At 63.0% G+C, this 23391-nt stretch carries 17 protein-coding genes; 11 read left to right on the top strand and 6 right to left on the bottom strand.

Translation table 11 applies throughout. From position 1 onward, the window contains the following. Nucleotides 1–186: 186 nt before the first annotated feature. From ACFHWW_RS31690 to ACFHWW_RS31665, 6 genes are all read right to left on the bottom strand, one after another. A complete protein-coding gene (locus ACFHWW_RS31690; protein WP_379943215.1) occupies nucleotides 187–2400 on the bottom strand; it encodes a molybdopterin cofactor-binding domain-containing protein in 2214 nt (737 codons plus the stop codon). A gap of 1 nt (nucleotide 2401) precedes the next feature. Continuing rightward, nucleotides 2402–2860, bottom strand: a complete 459-nt coding sequence (locus ACFHWW_RS31685; protein WP_379943213.1) for a (2Fe-2S)-binding protein — start codon at nucleotides 2858–2860, stop codon at nucleotides 2402–2404. 273 nt (nucleotides 2861–3133) lie between these two features. Further along, nucleotides 3134–4090, bottom strand: coding sequence for an AraC family transcriptional regulator (locus ACFHWW_RS31680; RefSeq protein WP_275598727.1), 957 nt, complete (start codon nucleotides 4088–4090; stop codon nucleotides 3134–3136). Nucleotides 4091–4198: 108 nt separating this feature from the next. Then, a complete protein-coding gene (locus ACFHWW_RS31675; RefSeq protein WP_379943211.1) occupies nucleotides 4199–7348 on the bottom strand; it encodes an efflux RND transporter permease subunit in 3150 nt (1049 codons plus the stop codon). 115 nt (nucleotides 7349–7463) lie between these two features. Further along, entirely contained in the window at nucleotides 7464–8618 is a 1155-nt protein-coding gene (locus ACFHWW_RS31670; RefSeq protein ID WP_379943209.1) for an efflux RND transporter periplasmic adaptor subunit, read from the bottom strand. A 90-nt stretch (nucleotides 8619–8708) separates the two neighbouring features. Next, nucleotides 8709–9317, bottom strand: coding sequence for a TetR family transcriptional regulator (locus tag ACFHWW_RS31665; RefSeq protein ID WP_102764061.1), 609 nt, complete (start codon nucleotides 9315–9317; stop codon nucleotides 8709–8711). A 166-nt stretch (nucleotides 9318–9483) separates the two neighbouring features. Between ACFHWW_RS31665 and ACFHWW_RS31660 the strand changes: the two genes are divergently transcribed. From ACFHWW_RS31660 to ACFHWW_RS31610, 11 genes are all read left to right on the top strand, one after another. Beyond that, on the top strand, nucleotides 9484–10311 hold the full coding sequence (locus ACFHWW_RS31660) for a phosphogluconate dehydrogenase C-terminal domain-containing protein (protein ID WP_324764204.1): 828 nt from the start codon (nucleotides 9484–9486) through the stop codon (nucleotides 10309–10311). A gap of 69 nt (nucleotides 10312–10380) precedes the next feature. Beyond that, nucleotides 10381–11322: a D-ribose ABC transporter substrate-binding protein gene (locus tag ACFHWW_RS31655; RefSeq protein WP_014527519.1), complete on the top strand. Its 942-nt coding sequence runs from the start codon at nucleotides 10381–10383 to the stop codon at nucleotides 11320–11322. Between the two features lie 165 nt (nucleotides 11323–11487). Further along, nucleotides 11488–12132, top strand: coding sequence for a DUF2291 family protein (locus ACFHWW_RS31650; RefSeq protein ID WP_379943206.1), 645 nt, complete (start codon nucleotides 11488–11490; stop codon nucleotides 12130–12132). Next, nucleotides 12129–13679 carry a sugar ABC transporter ATP-binding protein gene (locus ACFHWW_RS31645; protein ID WP_379943204.1) on the top strand — a complete coding sequence of 517 codons (1551 nt, stop codon included), beginning with the start codon at nucleotides 12129–12131 and terminating at the stop codon, nucleotides 13677–13679. Before ACFHWW_RS31650 ends, ACFHWW_RS31645 begins: the two co-directional genes overlap by 4 nt. After that, nucleotides 13679–14743, top strand: a complete 1065-nt coding sequence (locus ACFHWW_RS31640) for an ABC transporter permease (RefSeq protein ID WP_100672412.1) — start codon at nucleotides 13679–13681, stop codon at nucleotides 14741–14743. Before ACFHWW_RS31645 ends, ACFHWW_RS31640 begins: the two co-directional genes overlap by 1 nt. A gap of 6 nt (nucleotides 14744–14749) precedes the next feature. After that, complete coding sequence (locus ACFHWW_RS31635; RefSeq protein ID WP_338283173.1) at nucleotides 14750–15784, top strand: Gfo/Idh/MocA family oxidoreductase; 1035 nt, start codon at nucleotides 14750–14752, stop codon at nucleotides 15782–15784. After that, the gene (locus ACFHWW_RS31630) at nucleotides 15781–17700 is read left to right on the top strand and encodes a hypothetical protein (RefSeq protein ID WP_379943201.1); all 1920 of its coding nucleotides are present in this window, start codon (nucleotides 15781–15783) and stop codon (nucleotides 17698–17700) included. The genes ACFHWW_RS31635 and ACFHWW_RS31630 overlap by 4 nt, the downstream gene beginning before the upstream one ends. 122 nt (nucleotides 17701–17822) lie before the next feature. Next, nucleotides 17823–18581, top strand: coding sequence for a DUF3365 domain-containing protein (locus ACFHWW_RS31625; RefSeq protein WP_379943199.1), 759 nt, complete (start codon nucleotides 17823–17825; stop codon nucleotides 18579–18581). Further along, nucleotides 18578–21331 (top strand): response regulator, encoded by a 2754-nt coding sequence (locus tag ACFHWW_RS31620; RefSeq protein ID WP_275600078.1) that lies wholly within the window; start codon nucleotides 18578–18580, stop codon nucleotides 21329–21331. The genes ACFHWW_RS31625 and ACFHWW_RS31620 overlap by 4 nt, the downstream gene beginning before the upstream one ends. Before the next feature lie 24 nt (nucleotides 21332–21355). After that, nucleotides 21356–21721 (top strand): response regulator, encoded by a 366-nt coding sequence (locus ACFHWW_RS31615; protein WP_100672407.1) that lies wholly within the window; start codon nucleotides 21356–21358, stop codon nucleotides 21719–21721. Nucleotides 21722–21729: 8 nt separating this feature from the next. After that, nucleotides 21730–23292 carry an adenylate/guanylate cyclase domain-containing protein gene (locus tag ACFHWW_RS31610; RefSeq protein WP_379943196.1) on the top strand — a complete coding sequence of 521 codons (1563 nt, stop codon included), beginning with the start codon at nucleotides 21730–21732 and terminating at the stop codon, nucleotides 23290–23292. Nucleotides 23293–23391: the final 99 nt, after the last annotated feature.

The following is a 23391-nucleotide window of genomic DNA, read 5'->3' as shown; positions in this document are numbered from 1 at the left end:
CGCCCGGGTCGGCTTCGACGGAGGGACGAGAGCCCATCCGCTCTTCTGAACGTGTCGCCTCGAGGAAGCGACGGCGCCCAACAGGCTGCGGTGCGGGTGCTTCCGAGAAATGGAGCTTTCCGCAAATTCTTCGGCGTAACTTGGGCGCGGGAAGATACCGGCCGCGCTGGCGGCCGGCACGAGCGCTCAGGCGTTGAGCGACTTTGCAAAGGGCAGGACGCGGATCCGCTTGCCGAGCGCCTTGAAGGCCGCGTTGGCAACCGCAGGCCCGATCGGCGGAACGCCCGGTTCGCCGATCCCCGACGGCGGGTTGGCAGAGGCGAGGATATGGACCTCGACCTTCGGCATCGCATCGATCCTGAGCGGTGTGTACATGTCGTAGTTGCCCTGATCGACCTGGCCTTCTGTGAGCGTGATCTCCTCGCCCAGGATGGCGCTCAGCCCGAAGCCGATCCCGCCCTCGACCTGAGCGCGGACCTGATCCGGATTGATCGCCAGGCCGCAGTCGACGGCCGCAACGACGCGCTCGACCTTGATGCCCTCGCCATCGATGGAAACTTCGGCAATCTGAGCCACCACCGAACCGAAGCTCTCGGCGACCGCGACCCCGCGGAAGCGGCCTTCGGGCAGAGGCTTCTGCCATTCGGCCTTTTCCGCCGCCAGCTTGAGAACGGTCGCGTGGCGCGAGCCGGGCTCGAGCATCGACAGGCGGAACTCCAGGGGATCCTGCCCGGCAGCCTCGGCGACCTCGTCCAGGAAGGCTTCGGCTGCGAATGCGGTGTGCGTCGAGCCGACGGAGCGCCACCAGAGGACCGGAACGCGAACGTCGGTGGTCGTAAGCCCGACGGTCTGGTTCTGGATGGCATAGGGCAGGTTGTTTGCTCCTTCGACGGATGTCGGGTCGACCCCGTTCTGGACCATCCCGTCCCAGGCCGTTTTCGCCACGATCGACTGACCGACGATGTGATCGCTCCAGGCAACGAGTTTCCCGCTTGCGTTGATGCCGGCCTTCAGGCGATGCACATAGGCCGGCCGATACCGCCCGGCGCGCGTATCGTCTTCGCGGGTCCATTGCACCTTGACCGGTGCACGAAAACCGAGAGCCTTCGCCACATGGACGGCTTCGGCCACGACGTCGCCGTCGAATACCGCACGCCGGCCGAAGCTGCCGCCGGTCTTCATGACGTTGAGCCGGACCTTTTCGACCGGTACGCCGGCAATTTCGCTGGCGAGTTTCTGGTAGACGTCGGGGAGCTGATGCCCGCCCCATACCTCGATCGTGCCGTCTTCGTTCCTGCGTGCGACCGCATTCAGGGGTTCCAGGGCGGCATGCGCGAGATAGGGGAACTCGAACGTCGCTTCGATGACCTTTGCGGCCGATGCGAATGCGGCGTCGGCATCCCCGTCCTTGCGCGCGAATGCGGCCGGTGTCTTGCCGGCGAGGTCGCGATAGGTGGACATGAGCTCGGGCGTGCCCCGTTTTTCGGCGTCCGTTTCGTCCCACTCGACGGTGACCGCTTCCCGGCCCTTGATCGCGGCCCACATATGTTCGCCGACCACCGCCACGCCGCGCGGCGTTTCCACCACGTCGACCACACCCTTGATGGCGCGGGCGACCGTAGCGTCGAAGGACTTGACCTTGGCGCCGAAGAGGGGCGGGTGGATCATCACCGCCGTCAGCATGCCCGGCAGCTTCACGTCGATCGTGTATTGCTCGGTTCCGTTTGCCTTCCGGGCGCTGTCGAAGCGCTTCAGCTTGGCGTTGCCGATGAGCTTCCAGTCGCCCGGTTCCTTGAGCTTTACGTCGGTCGGCACCGGCATCGTGGCCGCTTTTGGCGCAAATGCGCCGAAACCGCCGCTCTTGCCGGAGGGATGGGCAAGGGTGCCGTTCTCGACGGTTATCTCAGCCGCGTCGACGCCCCACTCGGCCGCGGCTGCAGCAACCAGCATCGCCCGGGCTGCGGCACCTGCCTTGCGGTAACGTTCCCAGGAGGTAGACATGGAGGTCGAGCCTCCCGTGCCCTGCATGGTCCCGCCAAAGGCGATATTGCCATAGGCCGGTATATTGCCGGCCGCGCCCTTGACATCGATCGTGGACCAGTCGGCGTCGAGTTCTTCCGCCACCAGCGTGGCGACGCCGTTATAGGAACCCTGACCCATTTCGAACTGTGACGAGAGCACGGTGACCTTTCCGTCCGCTCCGATCATCAGGTAGGGAGAAAATGCGTGTGAGCCGCTCTCCGTTTCCGCCTCGCCCGCAAATGCCGGGGAGGCGGCGAGAACCCGGTATCCGACGGCAATGCCGGTCCCGGCCGCGAGCGCGCCGAGCAGGAATTGTCGCCGCGACGTTTCCATCCGGGCGGCAGGACGGGCGATCGATTGCATCAGTTTCGATATCATGTCAGGCCTCCAGACGCTTCGCGGCTTCGTGAATGCCCGCGCGGATACGATGGTAGGTGGCGCACCGACAGAGATTGCCGGACATGGCGGCGTCGATGTCGGCATCCGTCGGTTTGGGATTGTTGGCCAGAAGGTCCGTAGCGGACATGATCTGGCCGGACTGACAGTAGCCGCATTGCGGAACGTCGAGATCGGCCCAGACCGCCTGCACCGTCTCGGCAACCTTTCCGTTCAGGCCCTCGATCGTCGTCACCTCGGCTCCTTCGATGTCGCCGATGAAGGTTTGACAGGACCGAGTGGGCGAGCCGTCGACATAGACCGTGCAGACGCCGCATTGCGCCATGCCGCAGCCGAATTTCGTGCCCGTCAACCCGACAAGGTCCCGGATTGCCCACAGAAGCGGCATATCCGCCTCGGCCTCGATCTTGTGGTCGACGCCGTTGATCTTAACAGTCACCATGGTGTTCTCCTCGCGTTTCGGCGCGTGAAGCGGATGCCGCTGCCACATGCCGGACTGACGCTGGCGCGGATGTGGAAAGGTCTTCCGCCCACATTCCGCTCAAGCTCTTGGAATTACTCACGCTCACGAGTCAGGCAACCTGACCTAAGACCATGAACGAGACCTGGAGCTTAGAAGACCATTCGCCGGGCTGGTAGATTCAATCCTGCCGAATTATTGCCCATTCCTGCCAGGTTGACGGGATCGTGATCATCGCACCGGGTGGGACAGCAATCATCCCGCGGAGTTCCGCCTGGTCGAATCGTTGGAATTCAGAATCGCCCTGATGTCGCGCAGCGGCGGATGGCCGAATGCCCGGCGGTACTCCCGGTTGAACTGGGTCGGGCTCTCGTAGCCGACCTGCAGCGCCGCCGTTGCCGCATCGAGCGACTTGGAGAGCATCAGTTCCCGTGCGTGATGGAGTCGCAGATGCTTCTGGAACTGCAGGGGGCTCATCGCGGTCATGGCTCGGAAGTGGTGGTGCAGCGTGGAGACGCCCATATTGGCGATCTCGGCCAGTTCTTCCACGCGAAGCGGTTTGGTGTAGTTTTCCTTCAACCATAGGACCGCCTTGGCGACGCGGTTGCTGTTCGTGCCCGCGAGCGCGAAGCGCCGGAGCCGCGCGCCCTGCTCGCCGGTGAGAAGCCGATAGAGGATCTCGTTCTGGATATGGCCGGCCAGGAACGGAATGTCGGCCGGCGAGCCTGCAAGCGAAATCAGCCGGAAAAGGGCATCGAAGAGCTCGCGCGTCGCGGTGCCGACAGCCACACCAAGGTCGCGCTCGGGAATGTCGGTCGGGTGTATGTCGTGATCGGCAATGATGCGCCGCACTTTTTCCATGTCCAGACGCAAGGCCGCTGCGACATAGGGCTCCCCTTCGCTTGCCGCGCAGATCTGCGCAGTTACGGGAAGGCCGATGGCGGTGAGGAAGAAGCAGCCTTCATCGTAGACGAGCGTCTCGTTGCCGACGCGGACATTCTTGCTTCCCTTGATGATGAAAGAGAGGCTTGGCTCGTAAACGCTCGAAAAGGGGCCCGCCGGCTCGACGATGCGATAGAGCGAGAGGCCCGGAACGGGATGCGCGAAGGAAAGCCCGTCCCAGGGCAGTTTCGACAGCCTGTCGAGAATCTGCGCGCGAAGGGCTGCGGTCTCTTCGCGCAAGTCCCTTTGCGGGAACATGATCGTGCTCATTCCTGCTCCTGCCTCTGATCCTGTGTCCGATCATGGGGATCGAAACCCGGTGAGATTATCACATTATTCCGAATTCGACAGAATTGGGCAAGAGTGGCCGATCTCCACTTACTCTGCCGCAAGCGGCGCCGGGTAGCGCTCCTGTTCGTCCGAATCGTCCTGCGCGTCGGCAGGCTCTGGGTCCGTTTTGCGCGATTTCGGCTCCTTGCCGAAGAAGAGCGCATAACCGGCCGGCAGAACCAGGATCGTCAGAACGGTGGCAACCAGTATCCCGCCCATCATCGCATAGGCGAGCGGTCCCCAGAAGACGCCGCGGGAGATCGGGATCAATGCCAGCACCGCGGTGAGCGCCGTCAGCATGATCGGTCGGAAGCGGCGCACCGCAGCGCCGATGATCGCCTCGGAACGTTCCATCCCGGCCGCGATGTCCTGGTCGATCTGGTCCACCAGAATGATCGAGTTGCGGATGATGATGCCGAGCAGCGCGATGACCCCCAGGATGGCGACGAAGCCGAAGGGTGCTCCGCTGATGAGCAGGGCCGCCGCCGCACCGATGATCCCGAGCGGACCGGTTGCGAGCACCAGCATCGCCTTGCCGAAATGCTGGAGCTGCACCATCAGGAGGATGACGATCACCACCAGCATGATCGGCGCCTTGGCGGCGATCGAGGCCTGGCTCTCGGCGCTGTCTTCGGCGCCGCCCTGGATCTCCACCTTGTAGCCGGGCGCAAGACCCTCCCTCAGTCCCTTGAGCTCGTCGAAGAGCTGCATCGCCACGTCGTTCGGCTGCACGCCGTCAGGCAGCGTTCCGCGCACGGTGATCGTGGGCAGCCGGTCGCGCCGCCACTCGATACCCTGTTCCATGACGGGAACGACCTTGGCGATCTGCGAGACCGGGACGAAGCCGCCGAAATCGGTGGGCACATAGACCGACTGGACGGCAGAGAGCAGGTGGCGATTGCCGCCGGGTTCCCGCGCCACGATGGAGACCGTTTCCTCGCCGTCGCGGAAGCTGTCGAGCGGGACGCCGGACATTGCCGCCTGCAACATCTGGCGGATGCGCTGCGACGTGATGCCGAGGGCGCGGGCGCGGTCCTGGTCGATCACCAGCTTCATCGCCGGCACAGGTTCGAGCCAGTCGTCATGAATGGCGCCGAGCAGCGGGTTTTCCTGAAATTTCGCCTTCACCTGGTCGGCGATGCGACGGACTTCCTCGCGGTCGGGGCCCATCACCCGCATCTGCACGGGCCATCCGGTCGGCGGTCCCAGGAACAACCGGTCGACCTTGGTGCGGATGGAGGGGAAATCCTCGGCCAGTATCGTGCGCAGCTTGACGATCAGCCGCTCGCGGGCCGCCTCGTCCTTTGCCATGACGAGGAGCTGCGCGAAGTTCGGATTGCGAAGCTGCTGGTCGAGCGGCAGGAAGAAGCGGGGCGCGCCTTCGCCGATATAGGTGGCGATGAAGCGCTTGTCCTCATCGTCCATCATCCGCTCCTCGAGCGCCTTCGCCTGCTTTTCGACCTCCTTGATGCTCGTTCCCTCCGGCAGCCAGAGATCGACCAGAATTTCCGGGCGCGAGGACTGCGGGAAGAAATTCTTCGGAATGAACTGAAATGCCCAGAGGCTCGTCACGAAGATGGCAAGCGTCGTCAGGAGCACGACGACGCGATGGCGCACTGCCCAGCCGACGGTCGCCCTCAGGCGGCGATAGAAGCGCGTATCGAAGACGTCGTGATGGGTGCCGGCGTGGTGGCGCTGCTTCAGGATCATGTAGCCGAGCCAGGGCGTGAAATAGACAGCCACGAACCAGGAGACCACCAGGGCGATGCCGACGACGTAGAAGAGCGAGCGGACATATTCGCCGGCGGTCGATTCCGCGAAGCCGACGGGGATAAAGCCGGCGGTGGTGATCAGAGTGCCGGTCAGCATGGGAAAAGCGGTCGAGGAATAGGCGAAGCTTGCCGCGTCGATCTTTTCCAGCCCCTCTTCGAGCTTTCGCTCCATCATCTCGACCACGATCATCGCGTCGTCGACAAGCAGGCCGAGAGCGATGATCAGCGCCCCGAGCGAGATGCGCTGGAGGTCGATGCCCAACTCGTACATGATCGCAAAGGTGGCCGCGAGTACGAGCGGAATGGCAATCGCGATCACGAGACCGGAGCGCCAGCCGATCGACAGGAAGGAGACGATGAGGACGATGATCAGCGCTTCGATGAGCGCGTGGCTGAACTCGGTTATCGCTTCGGTGACGACTTCCGGCTGATTGGAGACTTGATCGACCGACACGCCGTAGGGCAGGGCGGACTCAAAGCGATGGTAGGTCGCTTCCACTGCCTTGCCTACGTCCGTGACGTTGAAGCCCTTTGCCATGACGACGCCGATCTGGACGCTGTCGTGGCCGTTGAATCGGAATTTCCGTGCATAGGGATCTTCCAGCCCGGAGGTCACGGTCGCGATGTCGCCGAGCCGGATGGTCCGGTTTCCCGCCCTCAGCCGCAGTTCACGGATGTCCTCGACCTTGGTGACGTCTCCTTCGACGGAGATGCGCACCGAGCGCGTACCGGTGTCGACAGAGCCGGCATGATCGACATTGTTCTGACCGGCGATCGCATTGCGCAGGTCGTTGAACGTCAGGCCGCGCTCTGCGAGAACCTTGGAGGAGAGGTCTATATAGATTTTCTCGGGCTGGTCTCCGAGGATCACGACCTTCTCGACGCCTGGTGTCGTCAGCAGCATGTCGCGCCCTTCGATCGCGAAGCGCTTCAGTTCGGGGTAGCTGAAGCCGTCGCCGCTGATCGAATGCAGGGTGATAAAGGTGTCGCCGAACTCATCGTTGAAATAGGGGCCGAGCACGCCCTCGGGCAGCTCGTTGCCGATGTCGCCCACCTTCTTGCGCACCTGGTAGAAGGCGTCGGCGACCTCGTCTGCGTCGGTGTCGCCCTCGATCTGGACCGTGATGATGGCGCTGCCGGCGCGCGTATAGGAACGGACGAAATCGAGATGCGGCGTTTCCTGCAGCTTGCGCTCGATCTTGTTGACGACCTGGTCTTCCATTTCCTGGATGGAAGCTCCCGGCCATACGGCTTGCACCACCATGACGCGGAACGTGAATTCCGGATCCTCGCGTTGCCCCATGCGCAGGAGCCCAAGCCCGCCGGTGATGATGATCAGCGCCAGTAGGAAGCGCGCGATGCTCGGATGCCCGATCGCCCAGCGCGAAAGATTGAACGGTTTCTTGTCCTCGGTGGAGGCGTGCATGGCCGTCGTCCCGTTCTACTGGTGGAGGTTGAAGCACTTCCAGGAAAAATGGGAACCGGTTTTCCGTGTTAAGTGCATAGTTTCAAAGTGTCAGAGCGCTTCTTTGCTGCGAGCTCTAACGGAGAATTTCGGGCGTTTCGGCCCGGGCGGACTGCTGCTCGGCCGATTGCTGTTCGCCCGCCTGAAGTCTCACCTTCAGATCCTCGGCCATGAACTGTGTGCCTGCGGCAACGACGAGGTCGCCGGCGCCGAGGCCTTCGGCGACCCGCACGCCGTTATCGGCGAAATCGGCGAGCTTGATCGGGCGCGCATGGACGGTCGAGAAGTCACGGTCAACGATCCAGACGATATTCTGGCCGTCCTTCTTCGACAGCGCGCTCAGGGGGATGGAAACGAACGGCGCCGAGCTTTCCGCAGCCGCCTCGACCGTCGCCGTCATGCCGAGAAGCACGCGCTTGTCGTTCGGCAGGCTGACGCGTACGGAAAAGGTGCGCGAGCGCGGATCGGCACTGCCGGAGACTTCGCGCACATGTCCGTCGAGCACAAGCATGTCGTCCGACCAGAAGCGCACCCCGACCGGTTTGCCTGGCTTGAATTCGGCAATGTCCGTTTCCGGCACTGCGATTTCGACTTCCTTCTCGCCGTCGACCGCGACGGTCACGACGGGCGTTCCGGTGCCGACGACCTGGCCGATATCGGCGTTTACGATCGTGACGATGCCGTTCTGGTCTGCCTTGAGGTCCGTATAGTTTACCTGGTTCTTCGCCTGGCTCAGCGACGAAGCCGCGGCGTCTCGCGTCGAGACCGCCTGATCGTAAACAAGGGTCGCCTGATCGAGTTGAGCCTGGGAGGAAAACGATTTGCTGAAGAGCTGTTCGGCCCGGAGTTTCGCAAGCGCTGTCGTCCGGACCTGCTTTTCGGCGGCAAGCAGGTCTGCCTCTGCGCTCGTGACCGCAAGCTGATAGTCGGTGGCGTCGATACGGGCGAGAATGTCACCCGGCTTGACCCGGTCGCCGATATTGACGAGCCGTTCGGTGATCTTGCCGCCGACGCGGAAACCGAGGTTCATCTCCGTGCGCGCTCTGACCGAGCCGGAATAGTGAAGCTCCCGCGGCTCGCCGGCCGGAGCAATCTCCACGACCTTGACCGGGCGTATGGTCTCCTTCGTCTCGACTTTCTCCTCCGAGCAGCCGGAGAGAACGGCAGCGAGCAGAATCACGGTGAGGAGACGGGCGGCGAACGGTCGGTTGAGGGCGCTTCCTGAAAACATCGCTCTTACTCTCCTTGGCCGCTCTGCGGCGGCGCGGCGTTTTTGTGCATGGCTTCGCCCCGAAACCGCTCACATGTTGGAGCGGCAAGCTTATTTTTTCAGCGCCCGGATCGCGAACTCGATGAGCTCCTCGGGTGTCGCGCGGTTTTCCTTGGCGAGACACTGGGCGACGATCTGCGGATGGCAAAGGGTGACGAGACTGGCGCCGAAGCATCTGGCGGCGATAGCTGGGTCCTGTTCGGCGAACTCTCCGGCTTCGATCCCCTCGCGGATAATAGCTGCGAGGAGCTCGTCCAGACGGCCGATATGTTTCTCGATCACGTGCCAGTCGCGCTCGATCGCCACGACGACCATTTCATGGACTTTCTGTTCGTCGAGCATTGTCTCGACCGTGAGCTTGTGCTGCCCCAGCCCGTAGCGCCTCAGCCGCTCGGAAGCGCTGAGCGGCAGACGCGCGATTTCCAGCGCCTGCTGGTAGCTTGCTCCGAGCATGCGTGAGCAAAGCGCCTGATGGATTTCCGTCTTCGACGCGAAGAAGCGGTAGATGTTGGCCGGTGACATATCGAGCTCGCGCGCGATATCGGCGACGTTTGTCTTGGCATAGCCGTAATGGCGGAACAGCCGCTCCGCCGCTTCAAGAATACGCGTCACGTTTTCCTGGCGGGCTGCGTCGGCGGCGTTGTCTGCGAGATCGCTCATCCTGTCTCCTGCTGATGAGTGACGAATTTCGAATTTCGTTATTCCTAATCCGAAAATCGTTACCTGTCAACCGCCGACTCCTTTTGCTGACGCGGGAGTGATATGCTCATTGACTCATTATACCAGTTCGGCTATTCGGATCGTCGATATAGCTGAGGAGTTGCGAATGACATCGATCGCCCTGTTCGGCGCCGGCGGGAAGATGGGCTGCCGCCTGGCCAAAAACCTCAAAGGCTCGCGTTTCGACGTGCGCCATGTCGAAGTGAGCGAGGCGGGCAAGGCGCGGCTGGCCGACGAGCTCGGGCTTCAGGCCGTCGCTGCCGATGAGGCGCTGGACGGTGCCGAGGTGGTCATTCTGGCGGTGCCGGATACGGCGATCGGCAAGGTTGCTTCCGCGATTGTGGATAGGCTGAAGCCCGGCACGATGGTCATCGTCCTCGATGCGGCGGCACCCTATGCCGGTCATCTGCCGGAGCGCGGCGATCTTACCTATTTTGTTACTCATCCCTGCCACCCGCCGATCTTCAACGACGAGACGGACCCGGCGGCCAAGCGCGACTTCTTCGGCGGAGTCGCCGCCAAGCAGCACATCGTCTCCGCGCTGATGCAGGGGCCGGAAGAGGCCTATGCGCTCGGCGAGGAGATCGCAAAGGTCATCTGGGCGCCGGTAATGCGCTCGCACCGGGTGACGGTCGAACAGATTGCGCTGCTGGAGCCGGGCCTCTCCGAAACGGTCTGCGCCTCGCTGCTGGTCGTGATGCGCGAGGCGATGGAGGAGTGCGTCAAGCGTGGCGTCCCGAAAGAGGCCGCGCGCGACTTCCTGCTCGGCCACATGAACGTGCTCGGCGCCGTGATCTTCGAAGAGACGCCCGGCGTTTTCTCCGACGCCTGCAACAAGGCCATCGAATTCGGCAAGCCGATGCTCATGCGCGAGGACTGGAAACGCGTCTTCGAGCCGCAGGAGATCGCCGACAGCATCCGCCGCATCACCTGATCGCGCGAACGGAATACCGGAGCCTGTGAGGACAGCTCCGACGTTTTTTCAACCTGGGAGGAAAAGCAGATGAAACTGACACGCAGAATGACCATCGCCGCTTTCGCGGCGGTATTGGCGGCGAGCTCCGCCATTCCGGCCTATGCGGCCGACCTCATCGCCATCATCACGCCGTCGCACGACAACCCCTTCTTCAAGGCCGAAGCAGTGGGTGCCGAGGCCAAGGCGAAGGAACTCGGCTACGAAACGCTGGTCCTCGTGCATGACGACGATGCGAACAAGCAATCACAGCTGATCGACACCGCGATCGGCCGCGGCGCCAAGGCGATCATTCTCGACAATGCCGGCTCTGAAGCGTCCATCGCGGCCGTCCAGAAGGCGAAGGATGCGGGCGTGCCGTCCTTCCTGATCGATCGTGAGATCAATGCGACGGGGGTCGCCGTCTCGCAGATCGTCTCCAACAACTATCAGGGCGCGCAACTCGGTGCCGAGGAATTCGTGAAGCTGATGGGCGAGTCCGGCAATTATGTTGAGTTGCTCGGCCGCGAAGCCGATCTCAATGCCGGCATCCGTTCGAAGGGCTACCACGACGTCATCGACGAATATCCGGAGATGAAGATGGTGGCGCAGCAGTCGGCGAACTGGAGCCAGACCGAGGGCTACAGCAAGATGGAGACGATCCTTCAGGCCAATCCCGACATCAAGGGGGTTATCTCCGGCAACGACACGATGGCCATGGGCGCGATCGCCGCGTTGCAGGCGGCCGGCCGCAAGGACGTGATCGTCGTCGGCTTCGACGGCTCCAACGACGTTCGCGACTCGATCAAGTCCGGCGGCATCAAGGCCACCGTCCTGCAGCCGGCCTACGCCCAGGCGCAGATGGCGGTGCAGCAGGCTCACGAATACATCACCACCGGCAAGGCGCCGGCGGAAGAAAAACAGCTCATGGACTGCGTGCTGATCAATAGCGAAAACGCCGACCAGCTCGAGACCTTCGCGCTGGCGGATTGATCGGCTCCAGGGAGTTTGAGCGGGAGCGGGCGAAAACCGTCCGCATCCGCTAAGCCTTCGAAGCTGCGCACCGTGCTTACCGAAAACCGGCTTCGCTTTTCGGGGCGATGCGCTGGGCACGCGGCCGATACGCTGCGCGCCTGTCCTGTCATGGAGTGAATTTCGATGCCGAAGTTTAAGGTCGCAGCCGCACTTGTGGTTGCGGGCGTGATGGCACTCTCGGGCTGCAAGATCATCAAGACGCCGACTGCCGAAGAGGCCGCCGAGGCTGCCTCCGGCGGCTTCAATCCCAATCGCATGGTCGCCGAGATCTGGGACGCCAAAGTGCTTCCCTATCTCGACAGAAAGGCCGGTCCGTTCGTCGAAGTGACAGCTCTTGCCGAGAGCGATCCGCAGGCGGCGGGTGCCAAATACGGCCACAAGGAAAAGCAGGGAAGTGCCCCCTGGACTTTTGCGGCGCGTCTCTCCGGCACCATCGTCAAGGCCGAAACGAAGTCGCGTTCGGCCTATGTGGAAGTCGATGCGAACGGAGACGGCAAGGCGGACGCGCGCGTGCAGATCGGCCCGGCGATCCGCGGCACGGCGATCCGCGACAGCCTCGACTTCGTCAACTTCAACGAATTCAAGAACCAGATCGAGTGGGCGCAGTTCGGCAAGGCCTTCAACACGCACGTCAACGGACTGGTGCTGGAAAAGCTGTCCCGCGACGAACTTGTCGGCAAGAAGCTCGACGCTGTCGGCGCCTATCCGCTGCCCGCCAAGGGCCAATTGCCGCTATTCGTTCCGGCTCAGCTGACGGTGGGCGGATGATCATGCACCCAGCTGACGACGACAATTGCGTCCTGCGCCTCGAAGACGTGACGAAGGTCTATTCGGGCATCGTTGCGGTGCGCCATGCGAACCTTTCGCTCCGGCGCGGCGCCGTGAACGTGCTCGTCGGCGAAAACGGTGCCGGCAAGTCGACCCTGATGCGGATCATCGCCGGCGTCGAGAAGCCCTCGCTCGGCCGCATCCTGCTCGACGGCCAGGAGGTGGAATTCCATTCGCCAGCCGACGCGCAGCGCCATGGCATCGGCATGGTCTTCCAGGAACTCAACCTGTTCGGCAACCTCTCGGTTGCCGAGAACATCTTCGCGACCCGTGAGCTGACCCGGGGCATTCGCGGCATCGATCATCGCGCACAGGTCGAGAGGGCCACCGGGTTCCTCGACAGGCTCGATGCCGGGATCGATGCCGAGACGCTCGTCGAAGACCTGCCGATCGGGCAGCAGCAGCTAGTGGAGATCGCCAAGGCGATCTCGCTCGATACCCGCATCCTTATTCTCGACGAGCCGACGTCGGCCCTTTCGGCGGCGGAGGTTGATGTCCTTTTCAAGGTCATCCGCGAGCTGAAGGCGCAAGGGGTGGCGATCGTCTACATTTCTCACCGGCTCGAAGAGCTGATGCGGATCGGCGACTACATCACCGTGCTCAGGGATGGACAGATCACCGGCCACGCCATGGTCAAGGACATCGATACCAGATGGATCGTCCGGTCGATGATCGGCTCGGACGCGAAGGACTTCGCCAAATCGATCGACCACCGCCTCGGGGAGGAGGCGTTCCGCGCCGAGGAGATCTGCCTGCCGCGCCGGACCGGCGGGCTCGCGGTCGACCATGTCTCGATCTCGGTCCGTGCGGGCGAGGTGTTGGGTATCTACGGGCTGATGGGGGCCGGCCGCAGCGAATTTTTCGAATGCGTCATGGGTCAGCACCCGCATTCCTCGGGGCGGATCTTCGTCGGCGGGACGGAGGTCGACGCCAGCGACACGTCGGGCAGGATCAGCGCAGGATTGGCGCTCATTCCGGAAGATCGCCAGCGCGAGGGTCTCGTCCAGGCGCTTTCCATCGCCAGCAATCTGACGCTTGCGAGCCTCGACCGCTTCGTGCGCTTCGGCTTCCATATCGTCGGCGCGCGGGAGCAGGCCTCGATCGCTGCGGCCATCCGCGATCTTTCCATCAAGGCACCCAACCCGGACTTCGAGGTGACTTCGATGTCCGGCGGCAACCAGCAGAAGGTCGTCATCGGCAAGGCCCTGATGACCAAACCGAAGGTGCTGCTGATGGACGAACCCAGCCGCGGCATAGATGTCGGCGCCAAAGCGGACGTCTTCCGTACCATGCGCCGGCTTGCCGGCGAAGGGCTCGCCATCCTCTTTTCCACCTCCGACCTCGAAGAGGTCCTGGCGCTCTCCGACCGCATCGCCGTCATGAGCAACGGACGGCTGGTCACGGTCATCGACCGCGCGGACGCGACGGAAGAGATGATCGTGAAGGCCTCGGCCGAGGGTCATAAAACGACAAGGGAACACGCCTGATGACGACGGCAACGACGACCACCAACGCAACCGACGCGACGAGCGGCTCGGTGCTGCTCACATTGATGAAGCTCAGGACGTTCATCGCCCTCTTCGCGGTTATCGCCTTCTTTTCGATCTTCGCGCCGAACTTTCTTTCGACCGCCAATCTGATCCTGATGTCGAAGCATGTGGCGCTCAACGCCTTCCTGGCCATGGGCATGACCTTCGTCATCATCACCGGCGGCATCGATCTTTCCGTCGGTTCGATCGTCGGGCTCTGCGGCATGGTGGCCGGCGGGCTCATCCTCAACGGCATCGATCTGCAGTTCGGCTACACGGTCTATTTCAACGTCGTCGAGGTCTGCCTCATCACGCTCGCCGTCGGGATCGTCATCGGCGCGGTCAACGGGCTCCTGATCACCAAGCTCAACGTGGCACCCTTCATCGCCACGCTCGGCACGCTTTATGTCGCGCGTGGCTTTGCCCTGCTTTCATCGGGCGGCCAGACATTCCCCAACCTCGTCGGCAAGCCGGAACTCGCGACGACGGGCTTTGCCTTCCTCGGCTCCGGCCGGCTTCTCGGTCTGCCGGTTTCGATCTGGATCCTCATCGTCGTGGCGCTCGCGGCCGCGTACGTGGCCAGGTACACGCCGATCGGCCGGCATATCTTCGCCGTCGGCGGCAACGAGCGTGCCGCCCGCATGTCCGGCATCCGGGTCGACCGGGTGAAGATGTTCGTCTATATGTTCTCCGGCTTCTGCGCGGCGATCGTCGGACTGGTCATATCGTCGGAACTCATGGCCTCACACCCGGCGACGGGCAATTCCTTCGAGCTCAATGCCATTGCCGCAGCGGTTCTCGGAGGCACGTCGATGTCCGGCGGCCGCGGGACGATTGGCGGCACCATCATCGGCGCCTTCGTTATCGGCATTCTTTCCGACGGTCTCGTGATGATGGGCATCTCGTCCTTCTGGCAGATGGTCATCAAGGGGATCGTGATCATCGTCGCCGTCGTGGTGGATCAGGCGCAACGCCGGCTGCAGCAACAGGTCACGCTGATGCAGCTTGCGAAAAAGGGGTGACGGGGCATGACAGACCTCAAAGGCGCGCTGATCGGCTGCGGGTTCTTCGCAGTCAACCAGATGCACGGCTGGCGTGACGCCGAAGGGGCACGCATCGTTGCGATCTGCGATCGCGACCCCGAGAGGCTGAAGGCGGTCGGCGACGCGTTTGACATTCAGCGGCGCTACACCTCCGCCGAGGACCTTTTTGCCGATGGCGGCTTCGATTTCGTCGACATCGCGACGACCGTGGGAAGTCACCGGGCGCTGGTGGAAATGGCCGCACGACACGGGGTCGCGACGATCTGTCAAAAGCCGATCGCGCCCACCATGGAGGACGCCAAGGCAATGGTCTCGGCTTGCGCGAAATCAGGCGTGGCGTTCATGGTTCACGAGAATTTCCGCTGGCAGTCGGCGATACGGGCGGTAAAGGCGGCGATCGACAGCGGCGCGATCGGCGAGGTGTTCTGGGGGCGGATAAGCTTCCGATCGGGTTACGACGTCTTCTCCGGCCAGCCCTATCTCGCCACGGGCAAGCGCTTCATCATCGAGGATCTCGGCATTCATGCGCTCGACGTCGCGCGCTACATCTTCGGAGATGCGACGGCGGTGACCGCGCGCACGTGCCGAGTCAATCCGGCGATTGCCGGCGAGGACGTCGCGACGATGCTCCTGGACCATGACGGGGGGATCACATCGATCGTCGACTGCAGCTACGCGACCAGGCTGCCGATCGAGCCCTTTCCCGAGACCCTCGTGGAGGTGGACGGGAGCAAGGGCACCTTGCGGCTAACGCAGGGCTATCACCTTGCCGTTCACGCGAAGGGGGCTACGAAGCTGACGAATGTGGAACCGCCCGTCCTTTCCTGGGCGTCGCCACCCTGGCACAACATTCAGGAGAGCGTCGCGCTGATCCAGCAGCATTGGATCGAAGCCTTGCGGGAAGGACGCGAGCCGGATACGTCCGGCCGCGACAATCTCGAGACCTTCGCCCTGGTCGAGGCCTCCTATCTGAGCGCGGCGGAAGGGCGGACCGTATCACTCGCGGAGGTTCTCGGATGACGGTCTCCCGTGCCTTTCTCCTCTTCGGCACCGACGAGAAGGAGCCGGAGGCGCGCAGGATCGAGGCGGGCCGCTTGAGCGCCGATTTCGTTAGCGGCAATCTGCGCACGATCCGCTTTGCCGGCAAGGAGGTACTCAGGGCCATCTCCTTTCTCGTCCGAGACCGGGATTGGGGTACCTGCGAGGCGGAAATCGGCGACCTCACATTTGAGGAGGGCCGGGCCGGGACAGTCGTTCGGTACTCCGCCAGGTTCCGGTCGCCGGACGGGGCTCTTCTCGCTTGCAGCGCGACGATCGACCTGAAGCCCGACCGCCTCGTCTTCGGCGCGCGCTTCACGCCGGATCGTGATTTCGAAACGGCGCGCGCCGGCTTCGCCGTCCTGCATCCGATCGTCGGTCTGGCCGGTCGGCCGGTCGAGGTGGAGCATGGAGACGGCCGGGTCGAACGGTCGGTCTTCCCGGACCTCATCGAGCCCTGGCAGCCGTTCGTGGACATCGCGGCGATTACCCACGAAGTTTCGCCCGTCATCAAGGCCGAGTGCCGCTTCGCCGGCGACGTGTTCGAGATGGAGGACCAGCGAAACTGGACCGACGGCTCCTACAAGACCTACGTGCGCCCGCTGGAACTGCCCTGGCCCTATCTGCTGAAGGCGGGAGAGACGGTGCACCAGGGCGTGACGCTTTCGATTCTCGCGGCTGAGGACACCGTCGAGCAGGAAGAGCGCAGGTATGGCAACATTCGCCTTTCGCTCAGGCGCGATGCGGGAAGATTGCCCGAGATCGGCATCGGTCTGCGGCCCGACGCTGTAGCCGAAGAGCTGGACAATGCGGGGCTTGTGAAGCAGGTCGGCGCACGGCACCTCGTCTGCCATTTCGACCCGGATGCCGGTCACGGCCTGGCTGACCTTCGGCACTTCCGAGGCGTGGCCGACGCGTCGGGCTGTGCGGTGACACTCGAATGTTTCGTTCCATGCAAGCGACCCCTCGATACGGAACTCGGCGAGATCGCGCAGCTTGTGCGCCAGAGCGGCCTCGACCTCGCAAGCCTGGCCGTCTCTCCCTCGGTCGACCGGCAGTCGACGCCGCCCGGTAGCGTCTGGCCAGAATGCCCGCCGCTCGAAGACATCTATGCGGCCGCTCGGAAGGCATTTCCGGGCGTACCGCTCGGCGGCGGCATGTTCAGCTATTTCACCGAGCTCAACCGTAAGCGGGTGCCCGCCGAAGGACTTTCCTACGTCACCCACTGCACCAGCCCGATCGTCCATGCGGCCGACGACACGAGTGTGATGCAGACCTTCGAGGCGCTGCGGGACGTAACCCGGTCCGTCCGCGCGATCTATGGCGCGAAGCCCTATCGCATAGGTCCCTCCACGATTGCCATGCGCCAGAACCCCTATGGCAGCGCGACGAAGGACAATCCGTTCGGCAAGCGGATCGCCATGGCGGCGCGGGACCCCCGACATAACGCACTCTTCGGCGCTGCCTGGACGCTTGCCTATGCCGCGACGGTTGCCGATGCGGAGCCGGAGCTATTGACGCTTTCGACGCTTACCGGACCATTCGGCCTGATCGCCGGCGCCGGGGAGCCCGTCGAAGCCGGTCGGACGAGACCGCTGTCTCATGTCCTGACCTGGCTCGCGCAGCTGTCGGACGGCATGCGGATCGCGGTCGAAACATCCGCGCCCGAATGCGTTGCCGGCCTTGGTGCGGCGTTGAATGGAACGAGTACCTTGTTGCTTGCCAATCTTACACCCGATCTGCAACGGGTGATGCTTCCCGAGGCCGGCGCGCTTAGCCTCACGCTTCTCGACGAGAGCTGGTTGCGCAATGGCGCGGAGGAACCGAAGGCGAAAGCGCACCAAAGCGACAGCCTCGACCTGTCCGCTTATGCGGCTGCCCGCATCGATATGCAGTGATTCACGTGGGTCGGATGAAGGCTTGAGCGCGAAAGCGCGAGAGCGACGACTACTGGTGACTCCTTCCACGCGCCCTCCTGTGGTATCCTCTCGGCTTGCGCTTCCTCCTGGGGGGTAAGAAAATGGAAGCTCTTGCAGCCCTAGCGCGAAACTGCATCGTCACGCTATTGTGCGGTTGCGCGCTCTTCGCACCTTCGCTTGCTGCCGAGGAGGCCGATGACGTCGCGACCGGGACGCGGCTTGCCGAATTATTGCGAGCCGCCCGAAACGTCCTTTCGAATTACCAGTCGCTCATCAATGACCCGGCAATCGGAGACAAGAAACTCGACGGCGAGCGGTTCACGGCCGAAGCGATCTCCCTTTATGGCGAGCGCACCGGCCATCCGTTGATCTCGGATGATCTCGGCGATCGCGACCGCAAGCTTCTCCAGGCGCAGGTCGAGGCGATGCGGGAAGTCGTGAATGAAGAGCAGGACGACATAAACCGCCCCGGGATCGGGTTCAAGGGTTTCGTCCCGGCCATTTTCGCGCGTCTGATGAACGAGAAATTTGCCGTAAAGGCGGGCAATGAGGCGCTGGTCCGCGTGACGGCGCCGGAGGTTCTGGTGCGCAACCGCAAGTCGCTTCCCGATGCCTGGGAGGCCCGGGTCATCAACGAGGTCTTCTCGGATCCGCAGAGGCCGAAGGGTGAACTCTATACGGAAGTGACGCAGGTGAACGGCCGCCCGGCGTTCCGGATGCTGCTGCCGGAATATTACACGGAGTCCTGTCTTTCCTGTCACGGTTCGCCGAAGGGTGAAATCGACGTCACCGGCTATCCGAAGGAAGGCGGCAAGGCCGGCGATCTGGGCGGTGCCATCAGCATCGTCTTGTTCAAATGAGTGCGCTTGGGCATGAGCTCCGGTCGACACAGGCCGCCCGGCCCGCGAAAAGGCTCGACAGCCGGATCACCGATCTGCCGATCTCTGCCCGCGTGGCCGCGCTCACCGCGGCCGGCCTGATCAGCCTTGTCCTTTCATCCCTGTTTCTCACGCAGGCGCTTTATCGCAGTGCCGAGCGCATGGCCGAAACCAGGGAGCTCTTCGATCGGGCGGCATCGGCCGCATCGGCCCATGTGGCATTCGGCGATCTCAGATATTGGCTGACCGATCTCTCCGTCAGTCTGCTGATGAACTCCCAGCGCAACGCCGACGAGGCCCGCGAACGGTTGCAGGAGCAGTTGGCGGGCCTTGCAAAGCACGCGCCCGAGGCGGTGGAGGCAATTCGTACGGAAGTCGACGCCTATGTCGAAACGGCTCTGCAGGCAGCCGACAGCTACACCCAGGACAACCGCATCGTCGGCAACGCCTTGCTGGCAAAGGCGCGCACCCACAGCGGCAAGGTCGATGCGGATCTCAACAGGCTCGTGGAACAGGTAAAGGCCGAGGCGGAAGCTGCCCGCAACGAGGTCGTCGTGCAAACCGAGAAGACAGCCACGACCGCGGCCATCCTGGTGGGCGGCGTGGTGTTGATCGGTTCGCTGCTGACGCTCCTCGTCCTGCGCTCTATCGTCGGCCCGCTGCGGCGCCTCAATCGCGTCATCGGCGACCTGACGGAGGGACGTTACGACGTCGATATCCCCGAAGAGGGCGGCGACGAACTGGGAGCGATGGCAAGGACGCTTTCGCTCTTCCGGGAAAGCGCCATCGAAAAGAAAAAACTCGAAGACGAAGCGGAGCGGCAGCGGCGGACGATCGCAGCCGCGCTCGAGGTGATTTCGGATGGCTTCGTCCTCTATGACTCCGAAGACAGGATCCTGGTCGCCAACAGCAAATATTGCGAAATCTTCCCGAGCCACAAGCCGAACACGCTCCGCGGCAGGAGCTTCCGCGAAATCGTGGAGCAGAACCTGGAGATGGGCCAGGTGGATCTCGAAGGCAAGTCGCCGCAGGAGTGGGTCGACGAGCGCGTAAGGCTGCATCGGGACCCTGCCGGCCTCGTCGACGAGAAGCGGTTCGGCGACAAGTGGGTCCGCATCAGCAAACGCAAGATTCCGGACGGCGGAACGGTCGCCGTCTACACCGACATCACCGAGCTCAAGCAGCGGCAGGTCGAACTCGAGCGCGCGAAGAGCCACGCCGAGTCGGCAAACGAGGCCAAGAGCCAGTTCCTCGCCTCCATGAGCCACGAGTTGCGCACGCCCCTCAATGCGATCATCGGCTACAGCGAGATGCTGATAGAGGAGGCACGCGACCACGAGGATGAGGAGCTCGTTCCGGACCTCGACAAGATAGCGTCCGCGGGGCGCCATCTTCTTTCGCTGATCAACGACATTCTCGACCTGTCGAAGATCGAGGCGAACAAGATGGAGGTTTTCCTCGAGACCTTCAGCGTTGCCGACTTGCTCCGTGACGTTGCGGCGACGGTCGCGCCGTTGATGGCCAGGAACGGAAACGAGTTCACGCATGACTTCGAAGCCGATCTCGGCGAGATGCATTCCGACCAGACCAAGCTGCGCCAGAACCTTTTCAACCTGCTCAGCAATGCGGCCAAGTTCACGAATGGCGGGCGGGTGACCTTGAGGGTCCGGCGCGAGCAAAGATCGGACCGCGACTGGCTTGTGTTCCAGGTCTCCGACACCGGCATTGGCATGTCACCGGAGCAGCAGGAACGGCTTTTCAATGCCTTCACCCAGGCCGATGCCTCCACCACCCGAAACTACGGCGGCACGGGCCTGGGCTTGAGCATCACGCGCAGCTTCTGCCGCATGATCGGCGGCGTCGTTACCGTCGAAAGCGAATTCGGCAAGGGTTCCATGTTCACCATGGAGGTGCCGGCGCAGTGCGAGAGAGAGGCCGACGGACCGTCGGCCGCACCCGTACCACAGGTCGGGTCGGGCCGCACCGCACTCATCATCGACGACGAGCCGGCTGCCCGCAGTCTTATCGCAAAGGCACTGGCGGAAGCGGGCCTCGCTTCGATCGAGGCATCGAACGGACAGGAAGGATTGGCTGCCGCACGCAAGCATCGGCCAGACGCGATCATCCTCGATATCATCATGCCGCATCAGGACGGCTGGTCGGTCCTGCGCGCTCTGAAGAACGATCCCGAATTATGCACGATCCCGGTGATCCTGGCGACGATCCTGGCGGACCGCGAGCTGGGTCTTTCGCTCGGCGCGGTCGAATATCTGACGAAGCCGATCGATACCGACAAGCTGGTCCGGACGATCGAGACATTCGGGAGCGGCAAGCACGACGTTCTGGTCGTCGACGACGACCAGGCCTCCCGCGAGTTTCTCAGGCGCATTCTGGTCAAGAGAAAGTGGACCGTACACGAAGCGGGCGACGGCATCCGCGGACTGGAAATGATGAAGCGGATTCTGCCGCGTCTCGTCCTGCTCGACCTTCTGATGCCGGAAATGGATGGGTTCCAGACGCTCAGCGAAATGCAGAGGATTCCGGAGCTGCAGAACATTCCGGTGGTGGTGGTCACGTCGAAGGACCTCTCCGCAAACGAGCTGAAATGGTTGCGCGACCGCGCGGTCGCTGTCGTGAACAAAGGCGCAAACAGCCGCTCCCAGCTGGTCGCCGCCCTCGAACGTCAGATCGGAACGGGCGCTTCGGTCGGCAAAGCCCTCGCGGACGGCTGAACATATGCAGGAGGAGAGCCGCAAATGACGAGAATCCTTCTGGTGGAAGACAATGAAATGAACCGCGACATGCTTTCCCGGCGGCTGTCTCGCCGGGGCTTCGACGTGCTGATTGCTGAAAACGGAAAGGCCGGCGTCGAACTTGCCGCATCCGAAAAGCCGGACCTGATCCTCATGGATATGAGCCTGCCGGTGATGGACGGCTGGGAAGCGACACGACGGATCAAGGCCAATCCGCTGACATCCGGAATACCGGTCATCGCCCTGACGGCGCATGCAATGGCAAGCGACCGGGAGATGGCCCTTGAAGCCGGATGCGACGATTACGACAGCAAGCCGGTCGACTTGCCCCAACTCGTTCGCAAGATCGAGCGGCTGCTCGCGGTATAGGTGGGAAAATGACCACCGGCAACGACTTCCAGCACCAGGCGATCGCCGCTCACGTGGCCCAGCGATTGGCCGGCCCGGCGCGGGCAATCCTGGGCTTCCAGGAACTGCTGATCGAGCAGGCGCGGGATCTCGGTTTGATCCACATTAAGAGCGATCTCGACCGGATCGGTGCTGCAGCAAGGCAACTGAACGGCTTTATAGATCGCCTTCTCGAGGGCACGGCCTGCGCTCTGGAGGAAGGAGAAGCGGAGGCGGAGGCACGGCTCCGCCACGACCTGCGCACGCCGCTCAACGCCATCATAGGCTATTCCGAAATGATCCTCGAAGAGGCAGGCGATGCGCCGGAGCATGCGCTGAAGGAAGACCTCCATGTGATATTGTCGGCGGCGGCAGAGCTCCTGAGGCAGGTCGACGCCATCGCCAGCCTTTCGCGCGGGGAAACGGTCGAGATGCTTCAACCGGGGGAACGCGCCGAAATCGACGCGGCAGGGCTCGAGCGACTTCTGTTCAAGGCACAAGAGATTGCATGGCCGGAGCAGGGGGGCAGGATCCTTGTCGTCGACGACGTGGCCAGCAATCGTGATCTCCTGTCCCGGCGGCTGCGGCGCGAAGGTCACCGCGTGGTCACCGCCGAATCCGGACTGTCCGCGCTGGCAAAATTGGCCGAGGGCGAGTTCGACCTCATCCTGCTCGACATTCTGATGCCGGACATGAACGGCTTCGAGATGCTGTCGCGATTGAAGTCCGAGGAGCGATGGAAGCACGTCCCGGTCATCATGATCTCGGGCTTGAGTGATGTCACGGCGGTAGCCCGCTGCATCGAGGCCGGCGCCGACGATTATCTGACGAAGCCTTTCAATCCGATACTTCTGCGCGCACGGATCAACTCCACGCTCGAGAAGAAGCGCTGGCTCGACCGGGAGCATCGCTACCTCCAGGAGATAAAAGCGGAAAAGCTGCGGGCGGATTCCCTCATTCGCGCGATCCTGCCCGACCAGATCGTTGCGCGGCTGCAGGATGGCGAAGAGATCATCGCCGACCGCTTCGAAGAGGTCTCCATTCTATTTGCCGACATCGTCGGCTTTTCGCCCATTGCAGCGAGATCGACTGCGTCCGATCTGGTCAGGCGCCTGGACGGAATGTTCAGGAGGTTCGATCTGCTTACCGAGCAGCACCGTGTCGAGAAGATCAAGACCATAGGAGACGCCTATATGGCCGCCTGCGGGATTCCGGAGCCTGCGCCGGATCATGCCGACCGGGTCGTGGGCCTCGGAAAGTCCATGCTTCGATCCTTGCAGGACACGGAAGCCGGGCCCGACCGTTTTCGGGTTCGGATCGGAATCCATACGGGGCCCGTCGTCGCCGGACTGATCGGGCGGCTCCGGTTCGTCTACGACGTTTGGGGAGAGACGGTGAACATAGCGAGCCGGCTTGAATCCCAGGGGGTGGCCGATTGCATACAGATCTCCGAGGCCACGAGGCGCGCGCTGCGCAGTCAATGGACGCTCGAGCGCCGTTGCGCCCTGGAGCTGCGAGGCATAGGCGCAGTCGAGAGCTACCTCGTTCGATGACGGCTCCGGTTTCCGGGGAGGTTCTTTCCGGCATCCCGGCTCTTCGCCCTGCGGGCAGCCTTTATTCCGCCCGTTTCTTCATTCTCTGTTAAGGAATAC

The organism is Sinorhizobium sp. P24N7 (assembly GCF_042436655.1).
In the GTDB taxonomy this organism is placed as follows: domain Bacteria; phylum Pseudomonadota; class Alphaproteobacteria; order Rhizobiales; family Rhizobiaceae; genus Sinorhizobium; species Sinorhizobium meliloti_A.
Note: the sequence above shows the minus strand (reverse complement) of the source record. Positions and strands in the feature narration are given on the sequence as shown.

Excerpts from the sequence above, each read along its gene's own strand:
- ACFHWW_RS31655 (WP_014527519.1), top strand. The coding sequence starts at position 10,381 with ATGAAACTGACACGCAGAATGACCATCGCCGCTTTCGCGGCGGTATTG.
- ACFHWW_RS31620 (WP_275600078.1), top strand. The coding sequence starts at position 18,578 with ATGAGTGCGCTTGGGCATGAGCTCCGGTCGACACAGGCCGCCCGGCCC.
- ACFHWW_RS31630 (WP_379943201.1), top strand. The coding sequence starts at position 15,781 with ATGACGGTCTCCCGTGCCTTTCTCCTCTTCGGCACCGACGAGAAGGAG.
- ACFHWW_RS31635 (WP_338283173.1), top strand. The coding sequence starts at position 14,750 with ATGACAGACCTCAAAGGCGCGCTGATCGGCTGCGGGTTCTTCGCAGTC.
- ACFHWW_RS31625 (WP_379943199.1), top strand. The coding sequence starts at position 17,823 with ATGGAAGCTCTTGCAGCCCTAGCGCGAAACTGCATCGTCACGCTATTG.
- ACFHWW_RS31670 (WP_379943209.1), bottom strand. The coding sequence starts at position 8,618 with ATGTTTTCAGGAAGCGCCCTCAACCGACCGTTCGCCGCCCGTCTCCTC.
- ACFHWW_RS31610 (WP_379943196.1), top strand. The coding sequence starts at position 21,730 with ATGACCACCGGCAACGACTTCCAGCACCAGGCGATCGCCGCTCACGTG.
- ACFHWW_RS31640 (WP_100672412.1), top strand. The coding sequence starts at position 13,679 with ATGACGACGGCAACGACGACCACCAACGCAACCGACGCGACGAGCGGC.
- ACFHWW_RS31680 (WP_275598727.1), bottom strand. The coding sequence starts at position 4,090 with ATGAGCACGATCATGTTCCCGCAAAGGGACTTGCGCGAAGAGACCGCA.
- ACFHWW_RS31665 (WP_102764061.1), bottom strand. The coding sequence starts at position 9,317 with ATGAGCGATCTCGCAGACAACGCCGCCGACGCAGCCCGCCAGGAAAAC.
- ACFHWW_RS31650 (WP_379943206.1), top strand. The coding sequence starts at position 11,488 with ATGCCGAAGTTTAAGGTCGCAGCCGCACTTGTGGTTGCGGGCGTGATG.
- ACFHWW_RS31675 (WP_379943211.1), bottom strand. The coding sequence starts at position 7,348 with ATGCACGCCTCCACCGAGGACAAGAAACCGTTCAATCTTTCGCGCTGG.
- ACFHWW_RS31685 (WP_379943213.1), bottom strand. The coding sequence starts at position 2,860 with ATGGTGACTGTTAAGATCAACGGCGTCGACCACAAGATCGAGGCCGAG.
- ACFHWW_RS31660 (WP_324764204.1), top strand. The coding sequence starts at position 9,484 with ATGACATCGATCGCCCTGTTCGGCGCCGGCGGGAAGATGGGCTGCCGC.
- ACFHWW_RS31645 (WP_379943204.1), top strand. The coding sequence starts at position 12,129 with ATGATCATGCACCCAGCTGACGACGACAATTGCGTCCTGCGCCTCGAA.
- ACFHWW_RS31615 (WP_100672407.1), top strand. The coding sequence starts at position 21,356 with ATGACGAGAATCCTTCTGGTGGAAGACAATGAAATGAACCGCGACATG.
- ACFHWW_RS31690 (WP_379943215.1), bottom strand. The coding sequence starts at position 2,400 with ATGATATCGAAACTGATGCAATCGATCGCCCGTCCTGCCGCCCGGATG.